This is a genomic window from Microtetraspora sp. NBRC 13810 (genome assembly GCF_030268685.1).
Taxonomy (GTDB): Bacteria; Actinomycetota; Actinomycetes; order Streptosporangiales; family Streptosporangiaceae; genus BSRQ01.
Window position 1 is genome coordinate 16,405 of record NZ_BSRQ01000038.1, and the last position, 19,300, is coordinate 35,704.

A 19,300-nucleotide genomic window follows, 5' to 3' on the forward strand; every position below is an offset into this window, starting at 1 on the left:
GCGTGGGCGGTCTGAGGCGGGGGCCTGCCCGTCAGCGGACCCAGCCGGTGTAGCGCTGCTCGGACCGCCGGGTGGCAGGCCGGTCCGCCCTGCCGCCGGTGTTGTCGACCGCGGCGTGGATGGCGCGCACCAGCCAGGCGTTGACCGACAGCCCTTCACGGCCGGCGGCCTCCTCGATGCGCGGCTTGAGGTGCTCGGGAACCCGCAGCGACAGCCGTGCCGTCCCGCCCTCGTCGGCCTCCGGCGGGGCCGGCGGCGCGGCCGGGGAGCCGAGGTCCGCCTCCGCCGGGCGGTCGGCGGGCGGGCTGGTCACCACGAAGTCGGGGTCGCGTCCGCGCAGCCGTACCTCGACCGAGCCCGGGGCGAGGTCGCGGGTGATCTCGGCGGCGGCGGCGGCCAGCGCCTCCAGCAGGGCGAGCCTGGCGGCCGACTCCAACGGTCTGGCGAGCCGCTCGGCGAGGGCACGCGCCTCCTCACCACCCGCCTCGGCGGCGGCCGCGAGCTCGCGGCGGAGGTTGTCGACATAGGGCGCGAGTTCCATGACACCACTATGGCGTCAACGTGACGTCACAGCAAACCCGCCGTTCGGCGTCGGGGGGCCTCTTGGCATGGGCTGACCGGGTTAGCCGGTTGTCGCCACGGTTCGGCACAATTGCCGATGTGCGAGTTGGACTGCTCGGACCGTTCGAGGTCCGGAACCCCGATGGGGCCGTGGTGGAGGTTCCCGGGATTCGGTTGCGTGCGCTGCTCGCCGCACTCGCCCTCGAACCTGGCCGGATCGTCACGCGGGCGAGGCTGGTGGACTGGATCTGGGGGCAACGGCCGCCCGCGGACGAAGTGAACGCCTTGCAGGCGCTGGTGTCCAGGCTGCGCAGAGTGTTGCCGGACGGCGTGATCGAGGCGGATTCCGGCGGGTACCGGCTGGCCGTGGCTCCTGATGCGGTGGACGTGAGCCGGTTCGAGCACCTCGTTGGTCAGGCCCGTGCCGTCGAGCCTGCGGAGCGGGCCGATCTGCTGCGCTCGGCCCTGGCATTGTGGCGCGGTACGGCCATGGCGGACATCGCACTGCGCGACAGCGATGTCTTCGACGCCGCGGTCGTGCGTCTGGACGACCTCTACGTTGCCGCGCTCGGGGACCGGGTGGACGCGGACATCCGCCTCGGCCGTGGCTCGGAGTTGGTCTCCGAGCTGACCGAGCTGGTTGCCACGTACCCGCTGCGCGAGGGGTTCGTGGCGGCCCTGATGCGAGCGCTCGCCGAGGCGGGACGTGGGACCGAGGCGTTGACCGTGTACCAGCGGACGCGCGAGCGGCTCGCCGAGGAGCTGGGCACCGATCCGTCGGCCGAGCTCTCCGCGCTGCACACCGCGTTGCTGCGGGGCGAGCTGGGCGAGCGGGCGGAGAACCGCAGGACGAACCTGCGCGCCGAGCTGACGAGTTTCGTCGGCAGGGACGACGTCGTCTCCGCGGTCGCCGGTCTGGCCGTCAAGCACCGGCTGGTCACCTTGACGGGGGCGGGTGGCTCCGGCAAGACCAGGCTGGCCATGGAGACCGCGCGGACGATGCTCGCCGAGCTGCCGGATGGAGCATGGCTGGTCGAGTTGGCCTCGGTGCGGGCAGGCGGTGACCTGGCGCAGGCCGCCCTCACCGCGATCGGCCTGCGTGACCAGGCACTGCTCGGTGGTGCGCGCGGCGGGGAACCGATGGATCGGCTCATCGCCGCGGTCCGGGAACGCACGATCTTGCTGGTCCTGGACAACTGCGAGCACGTGATCGAGGCCGCCGCGGCTTTCGCGGATCGGCTTCTGGGGGAGTGCCGGAGGCTGCGGATCCTGGCCACGAGCAGGGAACCGCTCGGCATCACCGGGGAGGTGCTGTGGCAGAACGAGCCGCTCGCGCTGCCCGCGCAGGGAGCGGACCCCGCCGAGGTCGGGGCCTCGCCCGCGGTGCGGCTGCTGCGGGACCGCGCGGATCTGGTGCGCAAGGACATCGGCTCCGACGCGCACACCCTGTCGGCCATGGCGCGGATCTGCCGGGCGCTCGACGGGATGCCGCTGGCGATCGAACTCGCCGCGGCACGGCTGCGCACCATGTCCGTCGACCAGCTGGCACGCCGGCTCGATGACCGGTTCCGGCTGCTGACCGGCGGCAGCCGTACGGCGCTTCCCCGGCACAAGACGCTGCGGGCGGTCGTGGACTGGAGCTGGGATCTGTTGACCGAGGCCGAACGTGGCGTGCTGCGGCGGCTCTCGGTGTTCTCCGGCGGGGCGAGCCTGGAAGCGGCCGAACGGGTGTGCGGGGACGAGACGTTCGCCGGGGAGCAGGTGCTCGACCTGCTGACCGCGTTGACCGAGAAGTCGCTGCTGATCGCCGACGGCGAGGGCACACCGCGCTACCGGATGCTCGACACCATCAGGGAGTACGCGGCGCACCGGCTTGCCGAAGCCGGGGAGACCGAGCCGGCGCGCCGGGCGCACCTTGCCTACTTCACCGAGCTGGCCGAGACGGCCGACCCGCACCTGCGCCGGGCCGAGCAGCTGGAATGGCTGGCCACGCTCAAGGCCGAGCACGACAACATCGGTACGGCCCTGCGCGGGGCGATCGCCGAGGGACGGGCCCCGGAGGCGATGCGGCTGGTCGCGGCCGTGGGCTGGTACTGGTTCCTCAGTGGGCACAGGGCCGAGGGCACCGAGTTGAGCATCGCGGCGGCCTCGCTGCACGGTGAGGTGTCCGATGAGGTGCGGGCGATGGCGTACGCCATCGTGACGGTGTTCGTGACCTCCGGCCCCGGCGGCGATCAGTATCAGGCGCGGAAGTGGATCCTCGACGCACACCGGTTCATCCAGCGCAGCGGGTATCGCAACCCGCTGCTCGGGTTCGTCGGGCCGCTGGAGCGGATGCTGCGGGAGCCGACGGAGTTCCTGTCCGCGTTCGAGCCGCTCATCGCCGATGACGATCCGTGGGTGCGCGCGCAGGCCAGGCTCGCTCGTGGCCGGTTGCGGCTCACCCACGGCCGTGACGAGACCGACGTGGACGTCGACATCGAGACCGCCCTCACCGAGTTCCGCACGCTGGGTGACCGTTGGGGGATCTCGTTGGCGCTGACCTACCTGGCCGATCGGCTCGCCATGCGCGGCGAGTTCGCACGCGCCTGTGAGCACCACGAAGAGGCGGTCGCGGCGCTGACCGAGGTGGGCGCGACCGAGGACGTGGTCGGCCTGCGGGGGCGGCAGGCCCAGCTGTACTGGCTGCTCGGAGATGAGCGATCAAGCACGTCCGCCATGGCGGAAGCGCAGCGGTGCGCGGGCGGGATCGCCTGGCCTAGCGTGCTGGCCGAGCTGTCGCTTTCCAAGGCGCAGCTGGCGCGCTGGCGCGGCGAGCCGGACCAGGCACACGCGCACCTGGCCACGGTACAGGCGATGCTGGGCGACGCGGACATGGGCGACGCCGTCCGTGCCAAGACCATGGACCTGTACGGCTACCTCACCGAGGATCTCGAGAAGGCCCGTGCGCAGCGGACCGAGGCGTTCCGCATGGCCGTGGAGCACGCGTATCCACCGGTGATCGCCGACGTGCTGATCGGGGTCGCGGATCTCGCGCTGCGCCGGGGACAGTACGAGCAGGCCGCGCGACTGCTCGCGGCAAGCGACGGCGTGCGCGGCATGCCGGACCGTTCGCAGCCGGACGCTTCCCGGATCAGCGAGGACACCCGGAATCACCTCGGCGAAACCGCGTTCGCCGAGGCGACCCGTGCCGGGCAGCGGCGGGATTGGCGCGAGCTGGCCGAGATCACCCTCGCTTCGTGAACATCCCACGCGCCCACAGGCAGCCGATGCCGCTTCGCCGTTTCTGGGAGAGAGGCAGCGCAGTTGTCAAGTACGAATGTTCGTTCTACGTTGTGATCCCATGGCACGTATGCCCAAAGAGCACCTCGAAGCCCGCCGCCGCCAGATCCTGGACGCCGCCCGGCAGTGCTTCATCCGCAACGGCTTCCATGCGACGTCCATGCAGGATGTGCTGACCGAGGCCGAGCTGTCGGCCGGAGCCGTCTACCGCTACTTCAAGAGCAAGGACGACATCATCGCGGCGACCGCCGCCGAGGCTCTGGCCGAAGTCGCGGCGGCGTTCGAGGCGGACGACGGCGCGCGTCCCCCGGCTCTGGACAACATCGTCGATCTCGTGCTGGGGGTCGAGCGCCCGCCGCTGTCCGGATCGCAGGAGTCGGCCCAGTTGCTGGTCCAGGTCTGGTCGGAGGCGCTGCGATCACCGTCACTGCGCACGGCGCTGAAGGAGGTCATGGCGGAGGCCCGCGGCGTGGTCGGCGGCCTCGTGGCGCGGCATCAGCGGCGCGGGCTGCTTCCCGCCGACGTCCCGGCCGAACACGTGGCCGATGTCCTGATGGCTCTGGTCGACGGGTTCCTGGTGCGCCGCGCGGTATACGGCCACGCGGATTCGGCGACCTTCACGAACGGCATGCGAGCCCTGATGTCGGCGCCCGCGCAAGCCGCCCCCTTGAGGAGCGTGCGCCCTTGACGACGATCGGAGGATCAGGGTGTCCTGTCGGGAGGCGGCCGACCACTTGCCGACGATCAGCGAGGCGGTGGCCTGGCCGTACTTCAGCGACCCGGCCATCCGCAGCAGGTCCGGCCAGCAGTCGGCGATGAGGTTCTCGTTCCAGCGCGCGCCCAGCAGCGGCCCGGCGTGCGGGTAGCGCTTGGCGATCTCGGTCGGGGTGTCGTCCCGGACCAGGGTGATCCGGGTCAGGTCCCGCATCCGTAGGGTGAGCGCCTTGCCGACCAGATCGAACAGCGCAAAGTTGATGAGCGTGGCTCCGTGACTGTCGGTCGCGTGCTCGGCGCTCGGGAGGTCGCGACGGCGGGTATTTGCCCTGGTTGAGCGTCATAGAGCGTTGATGGTGTCTCAGGCGGTGGGGGGCTGGAGGAGTTCGATCTCGATGGCCAGCACGCCGAGGGCTTCCTTCTCGGGGCCGTAGATGCGGCGGATGTCGGCCAGTTGCTGTTCGCGGGGGCTGTCGGGGTTGACGCTGGCCGCTCCTTCGACGTCGAGCATCTCCTCGAAGCTGGCGTAGCGGGCCACCCGCTTGACGCGGGTGAGGGCGACGTCGCGGCCGCAGACGAACCGGATGTGGTCGCCGGCCTTCAGGTTGTGCAGGTTGGGGTACCGGACGCGGACCTCGATGGTCTTGTGGCCGGCGGCGACGAGGTCGAAGTAGCGGCGGTAGAGGTTCATCTCGCGGGCGCGTACGCCCGTGGAGCTGTGCGGGCTGGCGGTCATGATCCTGTCCGTTCGGCGGTGGTGTAGCTGAGGTCGAGCCGCTCGCCTGAGCCGCTCCAGGGTAGACGGAGGCGTCGAAGCCGCAACGAATCCGGGCTGGTGCCGGATGCTGCTCAGGCAGGCATGAGGCGGCGGGCCTGGGTTCCCGCTAGGCCCGCCATCCCCAGCCCGGCCAACCCCAGCAACGCCGCGGTCCACGCGGGTGCCGTGTATCCGAGGCCGGCGTCGATGGTGAGCCCCGCGATGAAGGAGCCGATCGCGTTGCCCAGGTTGAAGGCGCCGATGTTGGCCGCCGAGGCGAGTGTCGGGGCGCCTGCGGCGGCGTCCAGGACGCGGGTCTGCAGCGGGGGAACCGTGGCGAAAGCGGCCACACCGAACAGGGTGATGGTGATGACGAACGCCACCTGGTCGCCGGACACCAGGGCCACCGCCACGGCCAGCAGCGTGAGCATGGCCACCGAGCCGTAGATGCTGGGCATGACCGCCCGGTCCGCCAGCTTGCCGCCGATCAGGTTGCCCACCACGAGGCCCACGCCGAACAGGGCCATCACCGGCGGGACCGCGCCCGGCGAGAAGTGGCCCACGCCGGTCATGATCGGGGCGATGAAGGTGATGACGGCGAAGACCGGCGCGAACCCGAAGACGGTCATCGCCAACGCCAGCCACACCCCGGGCGCGCGGAACGTGGCCAGCTCCCGCACGACCCCGCCCCCGGCCGGGGCGGGCTGCCGGGGTACGAGGGCCAGGACGCCGGCCAGACCAGCCACGCCGATGGCCGCCACGACCCAGAACGTGGCCCGCCAGCCGAACGCCTGCCCGATCCAGGTCCCCAGGGGCACGCCCAGGACGTTGGCCAGCGTCAGGCCGGTGAACATGAGGGCGATGGCGCTGGCCCGTTTCTGCGGTGCGACCAGGTCGGCGGCCACCACTGAGCCGACGCCGAAGTACGCGCCGTGGGAGAAGGCCGCCAGGAAGCGGCCGGCCATCAGCACGCCGTAGGAGGGTGCCAGGGCCGACAGCAGGTTCCCGGCGATGAACAGCACCATCAACGACACCAGCATGGTCTTGCGTGACAAGCGCCCGCCGAGCATGGTCAGCGGGGGGCCGCCGACGGCCACGCCCAGGGCGTAGCCGGACACGAGCAGGCCCGCGGCCGGGATGGTCACGCCGAAGTCCGCCGCCAGCTCGGGCAGCAGCCCGTTGATGATGAACTCCGTGGTTCCGATGCCGAAGGCGCTGATCGCGAGGGCGAGCAGGGCGACGGGCATTGAATGCTCCTCAGGCGAAGTCGGGTGAGCGTGGAGGACCGCGGGCTGCTCAGGCGCTACCTGTGCGAGGACGACCGGCGCGGCTCCGGCCGGTCGGCCGTCACCTCGCCCTGGGGGTCAGCTGGTCGGCGACGAGGCGGGCCATGGCGGTGTAGCCGGCGTCGTTGGGGTGCAGGTGGTCGCCGCTGTCGTAGGCGGGGTTGAGCGCGTCGGGGTCGCCAGGGGCGGCCATGCCGCGGTCGAGGTCGACGACCGCGTCGTAGGCGCCGGAGGTGCGGATCCACTGGTTGACGGTGTCGCTGACGGCGGCGGCGTGGGTGCCCCAGTGGTCGGAGTTCTTGAAGGGCAGCAGGGTGGCGCCGACGACCTTGATGCCCTTGGCGTGCGCCTGGCTGATGAGGCGGCGGTAACCGGCGATCATCTCGTCGGCGGAGACGACGGGGGCGGGTTTGTAGGTGGGGGTGTCGGTCTCGCTGAAGCCGATGTCGTTGACGCCCTCCAGGACGACGACCGTGCCGACGCCGGGCTGGTCGAGCACGTCGCGGCGGAAGCGGGCCGCGGAGTGGTCGCCGTACCAGGCCGAGTCGTTGAGCACGAGGTTGCCGCCGATGCCGGCGTTGAGGACGGGGCGTGCCTGGCCGGTGGCGGCGAGGCGTTCGGCGAGTTCGTCGGGATAGCGGTTGTTGGCGCCGTCGGTGGAGGCGAATCCGTCGGTGATGGAGTCGCCGAAGGTCACGACGCCCTTGCCGGTCTTGTTCCCTCCGCTGACGTCGACGCCGGACAGGTAGTACCAGGAGTGCGTCGTCTGCCGGTAGGCGCCTGCGGTGGTGTCGGTGCGGTGGTCGCCCTGGGCGCGGTAGCTGGTGGCGAAGCCCTGGGCGTGGAAGGTGGCCGGTCCGGTGGTGCCGGCGAAGTAGAGGGTGACGGTCACCGACTGGAAGGGGCGCGTGTCGAGTCGTACCGGGTCGCTGGCCAGGCCGCCGCGGGCGGGGATGTCGGCCGAGGGGGCGTGGTCGAAGGTCAGCCGGCGCACGGATTCCGGTCGTACCGAGGCGCCTTGGGCGGCGTAGGCGATGGTGGCGCCGTTCAGGTGCACGGGGGATGAGCCGTAGTCGTTCGACAGGCGGATGCGCACCGATGAGCCGCCGGTGGTGAGCCTGACGACCTGGCGCACGCTCTGGCCGGTGAAGCCCTCTTCTGACCAGTTCGGTGCGAATCCGGTGCTGGCGCGCTGCGGGGCGGCGATCCACGCGGCCTGCCAGTCCGTCTGCGGGGCGGGGCCGGCCTGGGCCGGGCCGGCGGTGGCCGTGGTCGCGGCGAGGGCGATCACCAGGCCCGACAGGGCCGCGACGGTCTTTGCTGCAAAGGCGTTCATGACGTTCCCTACTAAAGGGGCTGTGGTTCCGTTAAGTGTGACTTTAGTGGGCCGAAAGCCTTAATGGCAAACTGGTCCCATTAGGTGGCCGTGTAGCAGGGCTCTCGCAGGGTGATGGACGCGGGGACGGCGTTCACAGTTGGCGCAGGGCGCCGCCGTCGATGGCCCACTCGGCGCCGGTGACCTGCGCGGCGAGGGGGGACAGGAGGTAGGTGATGACGCCGGCCACCTCCTCGGGGGTGCCGATGCGCCCGGTGGGCAGACGCCGTTCCATGCGGATGAAGCGGTCGACGGCCTCGGCGGGCGATAGGTCGAAGCGCCGGGCGAGCTGGTCGGCGAAGCCGCCGGGGGCGTCGAAGAGCGCGGTGCGCGTGGGGCCGGGGGAGACGACGTTGGAGCGCACGCCGACCGGTCCGAGAGCCGCGGCCAGGGATTTCGAGACCGACAGCAGAGCCGCTTTGGACGCGGCATAGTCGGCGATGGAGGCGTCGGGCAGGCGGGCCGCCTCGCTGGCGACGTGGACGATGCTGCCGCCTTCGGCGTTCTTCGAAAGGACGGGCAGCACCGTCCGGGTCAGCCGGACGACCGCGTGCAGGTTGAGCTCGAAGGTGGCGTGCCACTGGTCGTCGTCGATGGCGGCGAAGGAGTCGCGGGAGGTCAGGGCGGCCGCGTTGTTGACCAGGCATAAGCCGATGGGACCGGGACGACGAACCGCATTCCGTCGATCGCCGCGACCAGGCCGCCGCCGAGCGCCTGGGCTAAGCCGATCTTCTCCTGGGGGGCGACCAGGAACGGGTCACCGGCGGCGTAAGGTCGTCGTGGTCACCGACCCGCCGCGATGCGGCTCGCCCTCGACGAGAGCGGCCACGAGTTCGTCTACAACCACGACGGCGACGGGACCAGCCCTGACGAGCGCCTGCCGATCGACGGGCACCGCACCGCCGTCCACGTCGCCCGCGCGGCCGCCTGGCCGCGCGAGGACATCGGTTCTCCGGCCGCTGGGACGAGGGCACCGACCCGCGTGAGGACGGCTTCGACCTCTACGAGGACGTCTGACCCTCGGCCGCCTGCGGCGCGAGGGCTCGGTAGAGGGTGGATCGGCCGATCTTCAGATGCCGGGCGATCGAGGTGACCGACTCGCCCCGGGCCTGTCGTGCTCGGGCGATGGCCAGGGGGTCGGCGTCGACCGCGGCGGGCCGTCCGCCGTACCGGCCCTGGGCGGCCGCGGCGGCCAGGCCGTCCATGGTGCGTTCGCGGATCAGCTCGCGTTCCATCTCCGCTGCCATCGCGGCAACCATGAACAGCATCTTGTCCGCGATCGTCTGCCTGTTCGGCCGGTGTAGCCCGGCGCAGATCGGGGTGCCGTTGACGGAGCTGCCACCAGCCGCCATTCAGTCGCTGAACTGCGGATCAATGGGTACGGCGACGGGGTGCCAGGACCTCGGTGACCTTGGCGATGGCCTCAGGGCCGGGTTTGACGTAGCGCATGGCTCTTGTGGCGGGTCTTGCCCATGATGAGCTGTGGCGGGACTTCGGCTTCGCCGAGGTGGGTGGCCGCCGAATGACGCAGTTGGTGGAGGTCGAGCCCGGCGTAGGTGTCCAGCAGGACGCGGGCGCGGTCGTAGCCCAGGCGGGCGCGGCCGGTGTGCGGGCACATGTCGCCGGGCGGCGGGCCGGGACCGGCGCTGCTCCAGGTCCAGGTCCTCGACGTTGAGCGCGAGGACCTCGGCGGCCCGGGCGGCCGTTTCATAGAGCATCCGCCACAGCGCCCGCTCACGCAGGGGGATGTCGCGGCGTGACAGCGGCCGGTGGATCGTGGTCTTGGCCACCGCGCGGATCTCGTCGGCGATTTCCTTGCGGCGTTCGGCGTCGACCGGGACCGACGGCGCCCGCCCAGTGCTTCTTGGTCTGGCACCAGGTGAGCCATGAGGCGACGGCGGCGCGGTTGCGGTTCCAGGTCGGCGGCGCGCTCGTCCCCCACAGTTCGGCGAGCGCTTGGCCGATCTCGGCGTCGGCGATCTCGGCGAGCGGCCGGTCGCGGCCGAGCAGGGCGATGGTGCGGTCGATGGCTGAGGTGTAGGCGCGGTGGGTGTTGGGGTTGGCCGTGCGCTGGGAGGACAGGTAAGCGTCGGCGGCTGCGGCGAGGGTGACGTTCCCGCCGCGTAGGGCGGCGACCTTCGGCGCCGCGCTCACACCGGACGCCGGGTCGAATCGGTGCCCGACTCGACGCCCGCTGCGATGTGCCGGATGACGTGCCGGAGTCGCACACCGCCCCGGCGAGAGGTTCTCCTGGTCGGCGCGTCGTCGTGATCGCTCATGTAAGTGATAACACGCTCATCGAGGAGGAACTGCGCGCAGGGTGACCGGTCGCAGGAGCGGACGGGGGCGCGAGCTGGAACGCCCTCTCAGAGCTTGCACCGGGCCCCTCCGGCCGGTGACTTGAGGTCGATGGGGTAGGCGGCCACGGCCTCGTTGATGCAGGCGTTGCCGGCCTGGAGGGTGCCGTGCTGCTCGCCCTCGACGGTGAGCAGGCTGCCGCCCAGCGCGTTGGCCAGGTTGATGCCGCCCTCGTGCGGCGTCATGGCGTCGCCCGTGACGGAGACCGTCAGCGTGTCGGGCAGGCCCTCGATGTCCGTGGCATAGGGGTAGCCGAGCGTCGGCTTGACGGGCCAGTGCTCGCAGCCGTCGCGCGCCTGCTTGATCGGACGGCCGGGGTCGGAGAACGGCGCCACGTCGAATATCGCCCGGTTCATCGCGGTCTCCTGCTTCGGCGTGTGGCGATCCTCGTCCAGGCAGTTGATCGTCATCGTGGCCTCGAGCGAGTTGGGGTAGACGCCGTCGGCGGTCCGCTCGTGGTAGAGGTCGCGCAGCTTCCGCAGGGTGTCGCCCTTGCCGGCCTTCAGTTCGGCGATGCCCGCGATCGCGGCGGGCCAGATCACCTCGCCGTACATCGCGGCCGTCACCCCCTCGATCGCCTGCACGAACGTCAACCGGAGCCCGTCGGATGTCGGTACCGGCTTGTCGATCAGCGGCCGGACGAGTTTCTGGAAGACCTTGGTTGCGCGGTCGGGGTCGGTGCCGAGCGGGCAGTCCGGCTTGGTGGCGCACGACGCGGCCATGCGCTCGAACGAGCGCTGCATCCCGGTGTACTGCTGGACACGTCGCTCGTGGCTGCCCTTCAGCGGGTCCATCGCCCCGTCGAGCACCAGCGCGCGGACCTTCTTCGGGAACATCTCCGCGTACACGGCGCCCAGCCGGGTGCCGTAGCTGGCGCCCGCGAAGGAGAGCTTCTCATCGCCAAGCACTTGGCGCAGCACGTCCATGTCCCGCGCGACGTCGCGGGTGCCGACGTGCGCGAGCACCTGCATGCCGCCGGAGCGCTCGGCGCACTGCCCGACGAGCCGGCGGGTCTCCTGCTCGGTCCAGTCGTCCACGCCGGCGGGGAACGAGGCGAACTTCGCGTCGCGCTCGCGCTCGGCGTCGGTGTAGCAGTCGAGCGCCGGCTCGGAGGCGCCGACGCCGCGCGGGTCGAACCCGACCGTGTGAAAGCGCTCGGTGATCGGCGATTGCGCCCACACGGCGGCGGTAATGGCCGTGTGCTGCGTGCCGGGGAAGCCAGGACCGCCGGGGTTCAGCAGGAGTGATCCGATCGGATCCTTGTCGCGCGCGGCCACGCGCAGTACCGCGATCTCCGCCTGCCCATCTTCCGGGTTCTGGTAGTCGAGCGGTACCTTGAGCCGCGCGCACTCGGCTTTGACGCCCGGCGCGCCCGGCGGCATTTGCGGATGTCCGGTGCGCGGCACCGCCAAGGGCCTGGACGTGCATGCGTTGGAGCACGTCGAGCTGCCGCGTGCTGCCCCCATGCCGACGAGCATGGTGCCGTCGAGAGCCGAACTGGCGGCGGGCACCCTCGCGTTCGACTTCCCGAGCCTCCGTCGCCGGCTCGGGAAGTCGAACGCGATCAGGACCCTGGCCCGAGTCGCGGCCATGATCGCGTGCCATTGCGTCTTTGGCCGTGGCTGGCGCCACCCCTCGGAAACCGCGGGCCCGCCCGACTGTGCGCGGCGCGCGAACCGTTTTCGGAGGGTGCTGACGAGGGCCGGCCCTGGACGTCAGGAGCCCAGCTGACGCTGCACTGCCTGGGCGTCGATCAGATAGTTCATCTCATAGAAGCGCCCATCGCGGACCTTGTGGAAGGCGTACTCGGCATACTCGACCGTGGCCCCGGTGGGGGCCACGCCGAACCACTCCTTCGCGGGCGTGCCCTTGTTGAACAGACGGGCCGCCACGCGATCACCGTCGATGGCGACGTCCTTGACCCGCCAAGTGAAGTCCGGCACGGCATCGCCGTGCCCCTCCAACTCCGCGATCACGTCGTCCCGCGTGACCGGCTGGCCGTTCTCGACGACCTCGTCGTGAATGAACTCGGTCATGCGGTGAAACTCATGAGCGTTGAGCGCATCGATGTAGCGCTGGAAAAGTTCGCGCAGTTCAGTGTCGGACATGATTGCCTCTCTGTCGCCCCGGATCGGGGTTGTGTACGCGGATGGGATGACGTGCGACACTCTCCGCGCGGGTGCGTTGGTGGCACCGGCGGGGACGTCTCCTACAAGCGGTAGCCGCCAGTGGCGTCGATCACCTGTCCGGTGACCCACCGGGCGTCATGGGAGACAAGGAGGGCGACGACGTCGGCGACGTCGTCGGGTTCGCCGATGCGGCCGAGGGCGTTCTGTGCGGCGATGGCGGCGATGAGGTCGGGGTTGCCGCGTAACCAGGAGGCGTTCATGTCGGTGTCGGTGGTGGCGGGGACGACGGCGTTGACGGTGATGCCGCGGGGGCCGAGGTGCTGGGCGAGGGGGAGGGTGAGGGCGTCGATGGCGCCCTTCGTCATGGTGTAGCCGATGAGGTCGGGCAGAGCGACGCGGGTGGCGCCGGAGGAGATGTTCACGATGCGCCCGCCGTCGGCCAGGCGAGGCAGGGCAGCCTGAATGATCAGGAACGGCGCGGTGGTGTTGATCTGCTGCTGGCGGATGAAGTCCTCGGCGTCGAACTCCTCGATGGTGCCGTGCAGGGCGACCCCGGCGTTGTTCACCAGCACCCGCACGGGAGCGTCGCGCAGTGAGCCCGCAGCCTCATCGTAGGCGGCCCAGAACGCGGTGCCGGTGTCGGGTGCGGCCAGATCGGCGGCGAAGGGGAACGCCGCGCCGCCGGCCGCGATGATCTTTTCGACGACGCCGGCCGCGGCGGCCGAGTCCTGGCGGTAGTGAACGGCGACGGTGTACCCGTCGGCGGCGAGGCGGTCGGCGATGGCCGCGCCGATGCCACGGCTGGCGCCGGTGACGACCGCGACGCGGTCGGGCTCATGGGCGTTGAGCGCCTCGATGTTGCGCGGGTCGGTGTCAGGCATGATGGCCTTTCTGTCGCCCCCGGGTCGGGGCTGTATTCGGGTGCTGATGGCTCGCGACGCCCTTCCGCGCCCTCGTCGCGGCGGCCATCGCTGGAGGGGACAACTTCGGCCTCGCTACTTCTATTCCTAGCGGTACATAAGTCGGGAGTGTCGCGCTCCGGGATGCGACACCGCAGCAGCGTCAGTGCAGCGCGCCGGTTCGCGCCCGCCATCGCACGGACATGCGCCGGGCTCCGTGACGCGGAAGGAACGGGCCCGCAGTCCTCACGCGCTGCACCGCCGACACACCCGCGCCGGCGGATCTCCTCACGGCCCCGGCGAGGGCGAGGACGAGCGACCACCAACTGGCTGCGGCAGCGGCCTGGTAGCTCGTTTGCACGTTCTGCGTGTCGCCGCTCACGGCATGTAGATGACCGCGACGATCGTACCGAGCACGTACGCGGCAAAGCCGAGCACCGCGGCGACAACGAAGTGGCGCGGCTTCGCACGGCGGACCCCGAAGGCCGCGAGCCCGCGGATGCGGATGAGTACGGCAACCGCGAAGGCGATGAGGCCCATCGCACCCGATACGACAAGCCCCACGCCGCCGGCCACGGCGGCGTTCTCGACGAGTGGCAGCAGGACAGCCACGAGGACCAAGGACTGGAGGCGCAGGAGTCGCGCGCCCGCTATGGCAGCCAGCTACGCAGTGCCGTGTCGGCGACGTCCTGGAGATCGTCGTGACCGACGCCGCCGGCGGCCTGGACAGCGATGCCGAATGCCACCGTCATGATGTATCGGGCCAGTCGCCCTGCGTCAGCGTCGCGCGCGAGGTCGCCCTCGTCGACGGCGCGCTGGAAGCGCTCCTCAAGGCGTAGGCCCGCATCGTTCCGCCAGCCGACAAGCAGATCGTGCGCGGGTCGACCTCCGTCGCTTGCCGCCAGCGCGCCCTGCACTGTCAGGCATCCAGGATGGCTTTCGGAAAGGGTCGTAGTCCGAACCGCTCCACGCAGGAGCGCCTCGGCCACCCCTCGCGCGGTCGGCTCTGCCAGGGCACGCGTCGCGTAGGAGGCCGGCCCCTCGATGTAGCGATCCAGTGCCCTGCGGAACAACTGCTCCTTGCTGCCGAAAGCCGCGTACATGCTCGGCTTGGTGATCCCCATGGCCCCGGTCAGATCGGAGAGGGTTGCCCCCTCATATCCCCGCTCCCAGAACACCTGCATGGCGCGCTCCAGCGCCTCGTCGATGTCGAATTCCCTGGGGCGGCCCATGACAGTACTCCGGGAATCACCCATGCCACAATTGTACTGGCCGGTAGTGAGATGCTGGTCATGCCATCGCCGCGACGTTCCCACTGGACGAGCGCCGCTCGCGCGCATGAAGAACTCGCCCGCAGACGCCACGTGCGAAAGATCGTCCTACACCCGCAGGGAAGCCCGCTCGTCTTGCTTCGGGCTCGCTGTGGATCACCGTCAGCTCGTTCAAGAGACGACCGTATCGCGGTGCGCGTGGATGGCGCGGGTCAGGATTCGGCGGACATAGTCGGTATCGGCGGGGGCGTTGTCGATGAGGATGGCGGTGCACAGACCGTCGGAGGCGGCGACGAGTGCGGCGATGGCCTCGGGGTCGTCGGTGAGGGTGGCTGCGAGCTCGGCGATGTTCTCCCGCCAACGACGGGCGACGGGCGCCAGTGCCGGGCGGCGAGCTGCCAGGGTGGACAGCTCGCGCTCGGCCAGGGCACGTTCACGGCCGGGGCCGGCGGATTCGGCGATCAGCTCGGCCAGGCCACGAAGCTTGTCCCCGGGGCCGTCGATGATCTGGCGGATGCACGTGGTGTAGGTGTCGGCGACGCTGGACAGGGCCGCGACGAGCAGGTCGTCGAGGGTGGCGAAGTAGTAGGTGCTCAGGCTGGTGGTGATGCCGGCCTGTTTGGCGACGGTGCGGTGGGTGACGCCCGCGGCACCGTCCCGCGTGACGATGGCGAGGGTGGCGTCGATGATCTCGGCGCGGCGCCTATTGCCCCGGGCCTTGCGCCCATCGATGTGCTCGCTCTCGTCGTTCATGCTCTCCTCCTGTGTGTTCCAGGGTAGTTGAGCAGATCACCGCTACTCCGTTTCGTCGTGCTGGTTCTCCCCGAGTGGACGCACGTGCCGTAATGCCGTCAGGCAGAGCACAGCCGCTGCGACGATCGCGACACCGGCCACGGCGGAGGCGATGTTCACCCCGCTGGTGAACGTCCGCTGCGCTTCCTGTACCACCTGGGTGGGCACTTGATCGGCGACCGACAACGCCCCGGAGAGGCTCTCAGTGAGACACCCCTCGATCTCGGGCGAGACGTCCGCAGGAGTGGCCATGCGGGCGGTGTAGAGGGCGGTGGTGAGGCTGCCGAGGACGGCCACGCCAACGGCGATGCCGAGTTCCTGGACGGTCTCGGACATCGCGGCGGCCGATCCGGACTTCGAGGCCGGTGCGGCGCCGACGACCATTTCGGTGCCGAGAGCGGCGATCGCGCCGAGGCCGAGGTAGACGAACGCGAACCCGGCCACCACCATCACCGCATCCCCGGTGCCCGCGGTGGCCAGCAGCGCGTAGCCGATCACCGAGAGGCCGAGCGTGATCGCCATGACCAGGCCGGGACGCACCCGCCTGGCGATGAGCGGTGCGCCGATCGCTGCGGCGAACATCGCCAGAGCGGGCGGCCCCATCCACAGGCCCGCCGCGAACGGCGTCAGGCCCTCGACGAGCTGGAGATACTGGGTGACCAGGTACATGGTTCCGCCCACCCCAACCAGCCCGATCAGCAGCACGGCCAGCGCCACGGAGAACGCCCGGCTCGTGAACAGCGTGACATCCAGGAGCGGCGAGGCCAGGCCGCGCTGGCGACGCACGAAGACCACCCCGGCTACGGTGCCGAGTACGGCGAGGATCACAGTGCTGAGGTCGAGGCCGTACGCTGCGGCGTGCTTGATCGCATAGATCACCGGGAGGATCGCGGCCAGCGACAGGACGACGCTGACCAGGTCGAGGCGTCCTGCCTGCGGGTCGGCATACTCGGGCAGCAGCGCCCCTGCCCCGGCCAGCACGACGACCGCGATGGGGACGGCGAGCAGGAACGCCGCTCCCCACCAGAACGTATCGATCAGAGCGCCGCCGACAACGGGGCCGGCGGCCATGCCCAGGGCGAACATCGTCGCCCAGACCCCGATCGCGACCGCGCGCTGACGCACATCGGCGAACATGTTCGAGATCAGCGACAGCGTCGAGGGCATCAGCGTGGCCCCGGCGACCCCCAGCAGCGCTCGGGCGAGAATCAGCAGCTCGGCACTCGGGGCGAAGGCTGCGAACACAGAGACTGCGGCGAACGCGGCCATTCCCATCACCAGCAGGCGACGCCGCCCGATCCGGTCACCCAGGGTGCCCATGGTGATGAGGAACCCGGCGATGAAGAACCCGTAGGCGTCCATGATCCACAGCGTCTGTGTCGCCGACGGGTCCAGCGCCTCGGCCATGCTCGGAAAGACCAGATACAGCACGGTGACATCCAGGCCAAGCAGCACCGTCGGCAGCGCCAGCAATCCCAGGCCCGCCCACTCACGCGTTCCCGCACGCCGGGTCGTGACTTCTGGCATGACGCCCTCCCTCGCTGTGATTACTTGAACGATAGTACAACTAGAACTATCGTTCAAACATATGTGAGAAGAGTGGGCACCAGGAGTCTTCGGAGGCTTGGCGCCTGCTGTGGACGTCATGTGCTGGCGGTGTTCCCTGGCTAAGCGATCACTGCCCGGGGGCCCGGTGAGTGTCGATATGTCGGCTAGTCCCACCGCCCCTCGGACAAGGTGCGTGCCCTGCGGCACACGCTCTACCGGACGGCCAAGGCCGATCCCGGACGACGGTTCCACGCGCTCATGGACAAGGTCCGCTACACCTCCTTCGAGGAGATGCTCGATGCCGAGGGCTCCGAACGGGTCAACCCCACCCCCCGCGCCCGGCAACTCGCCAACATCCGCCGCATCTACGGCCCTGAGAATGAAGCCCTCGGCGTCCTGGCCGTCGAGATCGAACTTCTCGGCCAAGTCCACTGACGCAGCTGTGCAATAGGACGGAAACGCACGCTAACAGACCTACGCCGGAGGTCTTCGCCCCTATGGGTGAGCTGCAGGAACGGGCTTAGCGTGGGTTTCGTTCCACCAAGGGGGCAGCCGGAATACGGGAGAAAGACACCCCGGCCGGATGTTCCTGCTGGTTAGTGGCGTCGGCGGGTGGGGCGAGGTGTTCGGTGACGGCGGCGATTGCTTCGCGCTGCCTGGCCGGGTGTAGCGCATGGCATGCGGGGCTCTTGTGCCGGGTCTTGGCCATGATGAGCTGCAGGGGAACTTCGGCGTCGCCGAGGTGAGTGGCGGCGGAGTGGCGGAGCTGGTGGAGGTCGAGTCCGGCGTACTTCCCCAGCAGCACGCGGGCACGGTCGTAGCCCAGGCGGGCCCGGCCGGTGTACGGGCTCACAGCCACAGGGGAGCCGCGATCATGCCGTCACGCCCTCATCGCATGTCGTCAGCTTTGTGATCAGCCGTCCGCTTCAGGGGTGGTCGGACAAGGCGTGGGGCGTCCACGCCGTCGTGGGAGCAGGTGGGCCGCCTCCCCGGGTGGTGCCCACGGCCATGTCAACGCCGCCTCAGCGGTGGCCGGCGTGGCCCGCGACGCCGCCGCTTCGGCACATCGCAGTGTCCCTGCACACGGCCGGGCGTGGACACCGCTATCCCGGCAGGCCACGTTGGTGGCCCCCGCGCGTCTCCGCAACGCTGAAACGGCGGCCCCCTCGACGTTGTCCAGCAGAGGTCGAGACCGTGTGGAAGCGGCACACGTTCGCAGGATCGCCTGTGCGACTGCGGTCACCAGGAACCGGTCCGGGCGTGACGGCGTAGAGCGGCCTCGGTCGCCTCGTCGGCCGGGAAGAACAGCTCGATGGACAGTTCGGACATCGTGACGTCCATCGGGGTGCCGAACCTGCTCATGGTGGTGATGAGGGACAGTTCCGCACCACCGGCTTCCAGCCGCCACGGGACGACGGGGTCGTCGCCCTCCTCAGCCGACAGGCGCCCCCAGTTCCGGCGTGCGGGGATGGATGGCCAGGTCGCGACCTCGTCGGCGAGGGCGGCAAGGGCCGCGTCCTGGCTCCGGACGACGGCCCGGTCGAGCTGCCACAGCAGGTACGCCGACCACTGTGGGAAGTTCCTGGTACGGGGGGCGAGCCCGGCGGGGTGCAGCGCGGTGCGGAAGATGTTGGTCGGCACGCCGCGGACCTCCGCCGGGATGGCGGAGACCAGTCGGCGCGCGGCCTGGTTGGTGAGCTGGACGCTCCAGGTCCGGTCGATCACGGCGGCGGGGAAAGGATCGTGCGCGTCGAGCAGGACCTGGAGCGAACGCCTGACGCGGGCCAGGGCGGGCTCGGTGAGCGAGGTCTCGGGGTAGCGAGGGGCGTAGCCGGCGGCCAGCAGCCAGTCGTTGCGCTCGCGAAGCGGCACGTCCAGATGCCGGGCGATCGCCAGCAGCAGGCCGGCGCTGGGCCTGGACTTGCCGAGCTCGACGAAGCTGAGGTGGCGGGGCGAGACGCCGATCTCGTGGGCCAGATCCATCTGGCTTCGGCGGGCCAGACCCCGCCGCCGGCGGATCAGGAGCCCAACGGCCACACGTGTCATGAAACGGACAATAGCGACGCCGGTGGATCGGAGACGAGTACCTCTCAGGTATTCGCTTCGCGATGCCCTGGGGCGGCACGATGAGCGGGTTCCCACTACAGAAGAGGAGTCGTGACATGCCGTTCTTCGAGGCTTCTGACGGAACCCGCCTGTTCCACGCGGAGGCGGGCCGGCCCGGCGGTCGCACTTTCGTGTTCGCCCATGCCTGGGCGCTCAACAGCGGGATGTGGCACTACCAGATCCCTGAGCTGCTCGCCGCCGGCAGCCGGTGCGTCGTCTTCG

21 protein-coding genes and 1 pseudogene are annotated in these 19,300 nt (G+C 70.3%); 3 read left to right on the top strand and 19 right to left on the bottom strand.

Translation table 11 applies throughout. The features are described 5' to 3' along the window. Window positions 1–31 precede the first annotated feature (31 nt). Window positions 32–541 carry a hypothetical protein gene (locus QSK26_RS40615; protein WP_285780708.1) on the bottom strand — a complete coding sequence of 170 codons (510 nt, stop codon included), beginning with the start codon at window positions 539–541 and terminating at the stop codon, window positions 32–34. 119 nt (window positions 542–660) lie between these two features. On the opposite strand from QSK26_RS40615, the gene QSK26_RS40620 reads away from it, so the two are divergent. Beyond that, entirely contained in the window at window positions 661–3,804 is a 3,144-nt protein-coding gene (locus tag QSK26_RS40620) for an AfsR/SARP family transcriptional regulator (protein WP_285780709.1), read from the top strand. 109 nt (window positions 3,805–3,913) lie between these two features. Next, complete coding sequence (locus tag QSK26_RS40625) at window positions 3,914–4,531, top strand: TetR/AcrR family transcriptional regulator (protein ID WP_285780710.1); 618 nt, start codon at window positions 3,914–3,916, stop codon at window positions 4,529–4,531. A 75-nt stretch (window positions 4,532–4,606) separates the two neighbouring features. Here the strand turns inward: QSK26_RS40625 and QSK26_RS42045 are convergent. From QSK26_RS42045 to QSK26_RS40705, 16 genes and pseudogenes are all read right to left on the bottom strand, one after another. Next, a pseudogene (locus QSK26_RS42045) lies at window positions 4,607–4,819 on the bottom strand (Tn3 family transposase); the annotation flags it as partial. 99 nt (window positions 4,820–4,918) lie between these two features. Further along, on the bottom strand, window positions 4,919–5,293 hold the full coding sequence (locus QSK26_RS40635; protein ID WP_285780712.1) for an ASCH domain-containing protein: 375 nt from the start codon (window positions 5,291–5,293) through the stop codon (window positions 4,919–4,921). A gap of 113 nt (window positions 5,294–5,406) precedes the next feature. Further along, the gene (locus tag QSK26_RS40640) at window positions 5,407–6,561 is read right to left on the bottom strand and encodes an MFS transporter (RefSeq protein WP_285780713.1); all 1,155 of its coding nucleotides are present in this window, start codon (window positions 6,559–6,561) and stop codon (window positions 5,407–5,409) included. Window positions 6,562–6,661: 100 nt separating this feature from the next. Continuing rightward, window positions 6,662–7,936, bottom strand: a complete 1,275-nt coding sequence (locus QSK26_RS40645; protein WP_285780714.1) for an SGNH/GDSL hydrolase family protein — start codon at window positions 7,934–7,936, stop codon at window positions 6,662–6,664. 133 nt (window positions 7,937–8,069) lie between these two features. Next, window positions 8,070–8,630, bottom strand: a complete 561-nt coding sequence (locus QSK26_RS40650; RefSeq protein WP_352244489.1) for an SDR family NAD(P)-dependent oxidoreductase — start codon at window positions 8,628–8,630, stop codon at window positions 8,070–8,072. 102 nt (window positions 8,631–8,732) lie between these two features. Continuing rightward, on the bottom strand, window positions 8,733–8,870 hold the full coding sequence (locus QSK26_RS40655) for a hypothetical protein (protein ID WP_285780715.1): 138 nt from the start codon (window positions 8,868–8,870) through the stop codon (window positions 8,733–8,735). A 106-nt stretch (window positions 8,871–8,976) separates the two neighbouring features. Then, a complete protein-coding gene (locus QSK26_RS40660; RefSeq protein WP_285780716.1) occupies window positions 8,977–9,327 on the bottom strand; it encodes a recombinase family protein in 351 nt (116 codons plus the stop codon). 71 nt (window positions 9,328–9,398) lie between these two features. After that, entirely contained in the window at window positions 9,399–9,686 is a 288-nt protein-coding gene (locus QSK26_RS40665) for a hypothetical protein (RefSeq protein WP_285780717.1), read from the bottom strand. A 23-nt stretch (window positions 9,687–9,709) separates the two neighbouring features. Beyond that, window positions 9,710–10,129 carry a site-specific integrase gene (locus tag QSK26_RS40670; RefSeq protein WP_285780718.1) on the bottom strand — a complete coding sequence of 140 codons (420 nt, stop codon included), beginning with the start codon at window positions 10,127–10,129 and terminating at the stop codon, window positions 9,710–9,712. Window positions 10,130–10,341: 212 nt separating this feature from the next. Continuing rightward, window positions 10,342–11,811, bottom strand: coding sequence for an alpha/beta hydrolase (locus QSK26_RS40675; protein ID WP_285780719.1), 1,470 nt, complete (start codon window positions 11,809–11,811; stop codon window positions 10,342–10,344). A gap of 237 nt (window positions 11,812–12,048) precedes the next feature. Next, on the bottom strand, window positions 12,049–12,441 hold the full coding sequence (locus QSK26_RS40680; RefSeq protein ID WP_285780720.1) for an ester cyclase: 393 nt from the start codon (window positions 12,439–12,441) through the stop codon (window positions 12,049–12,051). Between the two features lie 101 nt (window positions 12,442–12,542). Further along, entirely contained in the window at window positions 12,543–13,343 is an 801-nt protein-coding gene (locus QSK26_RS40685; protein WP_285780721.1) for an SDR family NAD(P)-dependent oxidoreductase, read from the bottom strand. A 396-nt stretch (window positions 13,344–13,739) separates the two neighbouring features. Then, entirely contained in the window at window positions 13,740–13,973 is a 234-nt protein-coding gene (locus QSK26_RS40690) for a hypothetical protein (protein ID WP_285780722.1), read from the bottom strand. 38 nt (window positions 13,974–14,011) lie between these two features. After that, entirely contained in the window at window positions 14,012–14,617 is a 606-nt protein-coding gene (locus tag QSK26_RS40695; RefSeq protein WP_285780723.1) for a TetR/AcrR family transcriptional regulator, read from the bottom strand. Window positions 14,618–14,803: 186 nt separating this feature from the next. Further along, on the bottom strand, window positions 14,804–15,385 hold the full coding sequence (locus QSK26_RS40700) for a TetR/AcrR family transcriptional regulator (RefSeq protein ID WP_285780724.1): 582 nt from the start codon (window positions 15,383–15,385) through the stop codon (window positions 14,804–14,806). A gap of 42 nt (window positions 15,386–15,427) precedes the next feature. Further along, a complete protein-coding gene (locus QSK26_RS40705) occupies window positions 15,428–16,951 on the bottom strand; it encodes an MFS transporter (RefSeq protein WP_285780725.1) in 1,524 nt (507 codons plus the stop codon). Between the two features lie 210 nt (window positions 16,952–17,161). On the opposite strand from QSK26_RS40705, the gene QSK26_RS40710 reads away from it, so the two are divergent. Continuing rightward, entirely contained in the window at window positions 17,162–17,407 is a 246-nt protein-coding gene (locus tag QSK26_RS40710) for an ASCH domain-containing protein (protein ID WP_285780726.1), read from the top strand. A gap of 85 nt (window positions 17,408–17,492) precedes the next feature. Here the strand turns inward: QSK26_RS40710 and QSK26_RS40715 are convergent, their stop codons facing one another. Both QSK26_RS40715 and QSK26_RS40720 read right to left on the bottom strand, forming a co-directional pair. Beyond that, entirely contained in the window at window positions 17,493–17,825 is a 333-nt protein-coding gene (locus QSK26_RS40715) for a hypothetical protein (protein WP_285780727.1), read from the bottom strand. A gap of 386 nt (window positions 17,826–18,211) precedes the next feature. After that, window positions 18,212–19,009 (bottom strand): MmyB family transcriptional regulator, encoded by a 798-nt coding sequence (locus tag QSK26_RS40720; protein WP_285780728.1) that lies wholly within the window; start codon window positions 19,007–19,009, stop codon window positions 18,212–18,214. Window positions 19,010–19,300 lie beyond the last annotated feature (291 nt).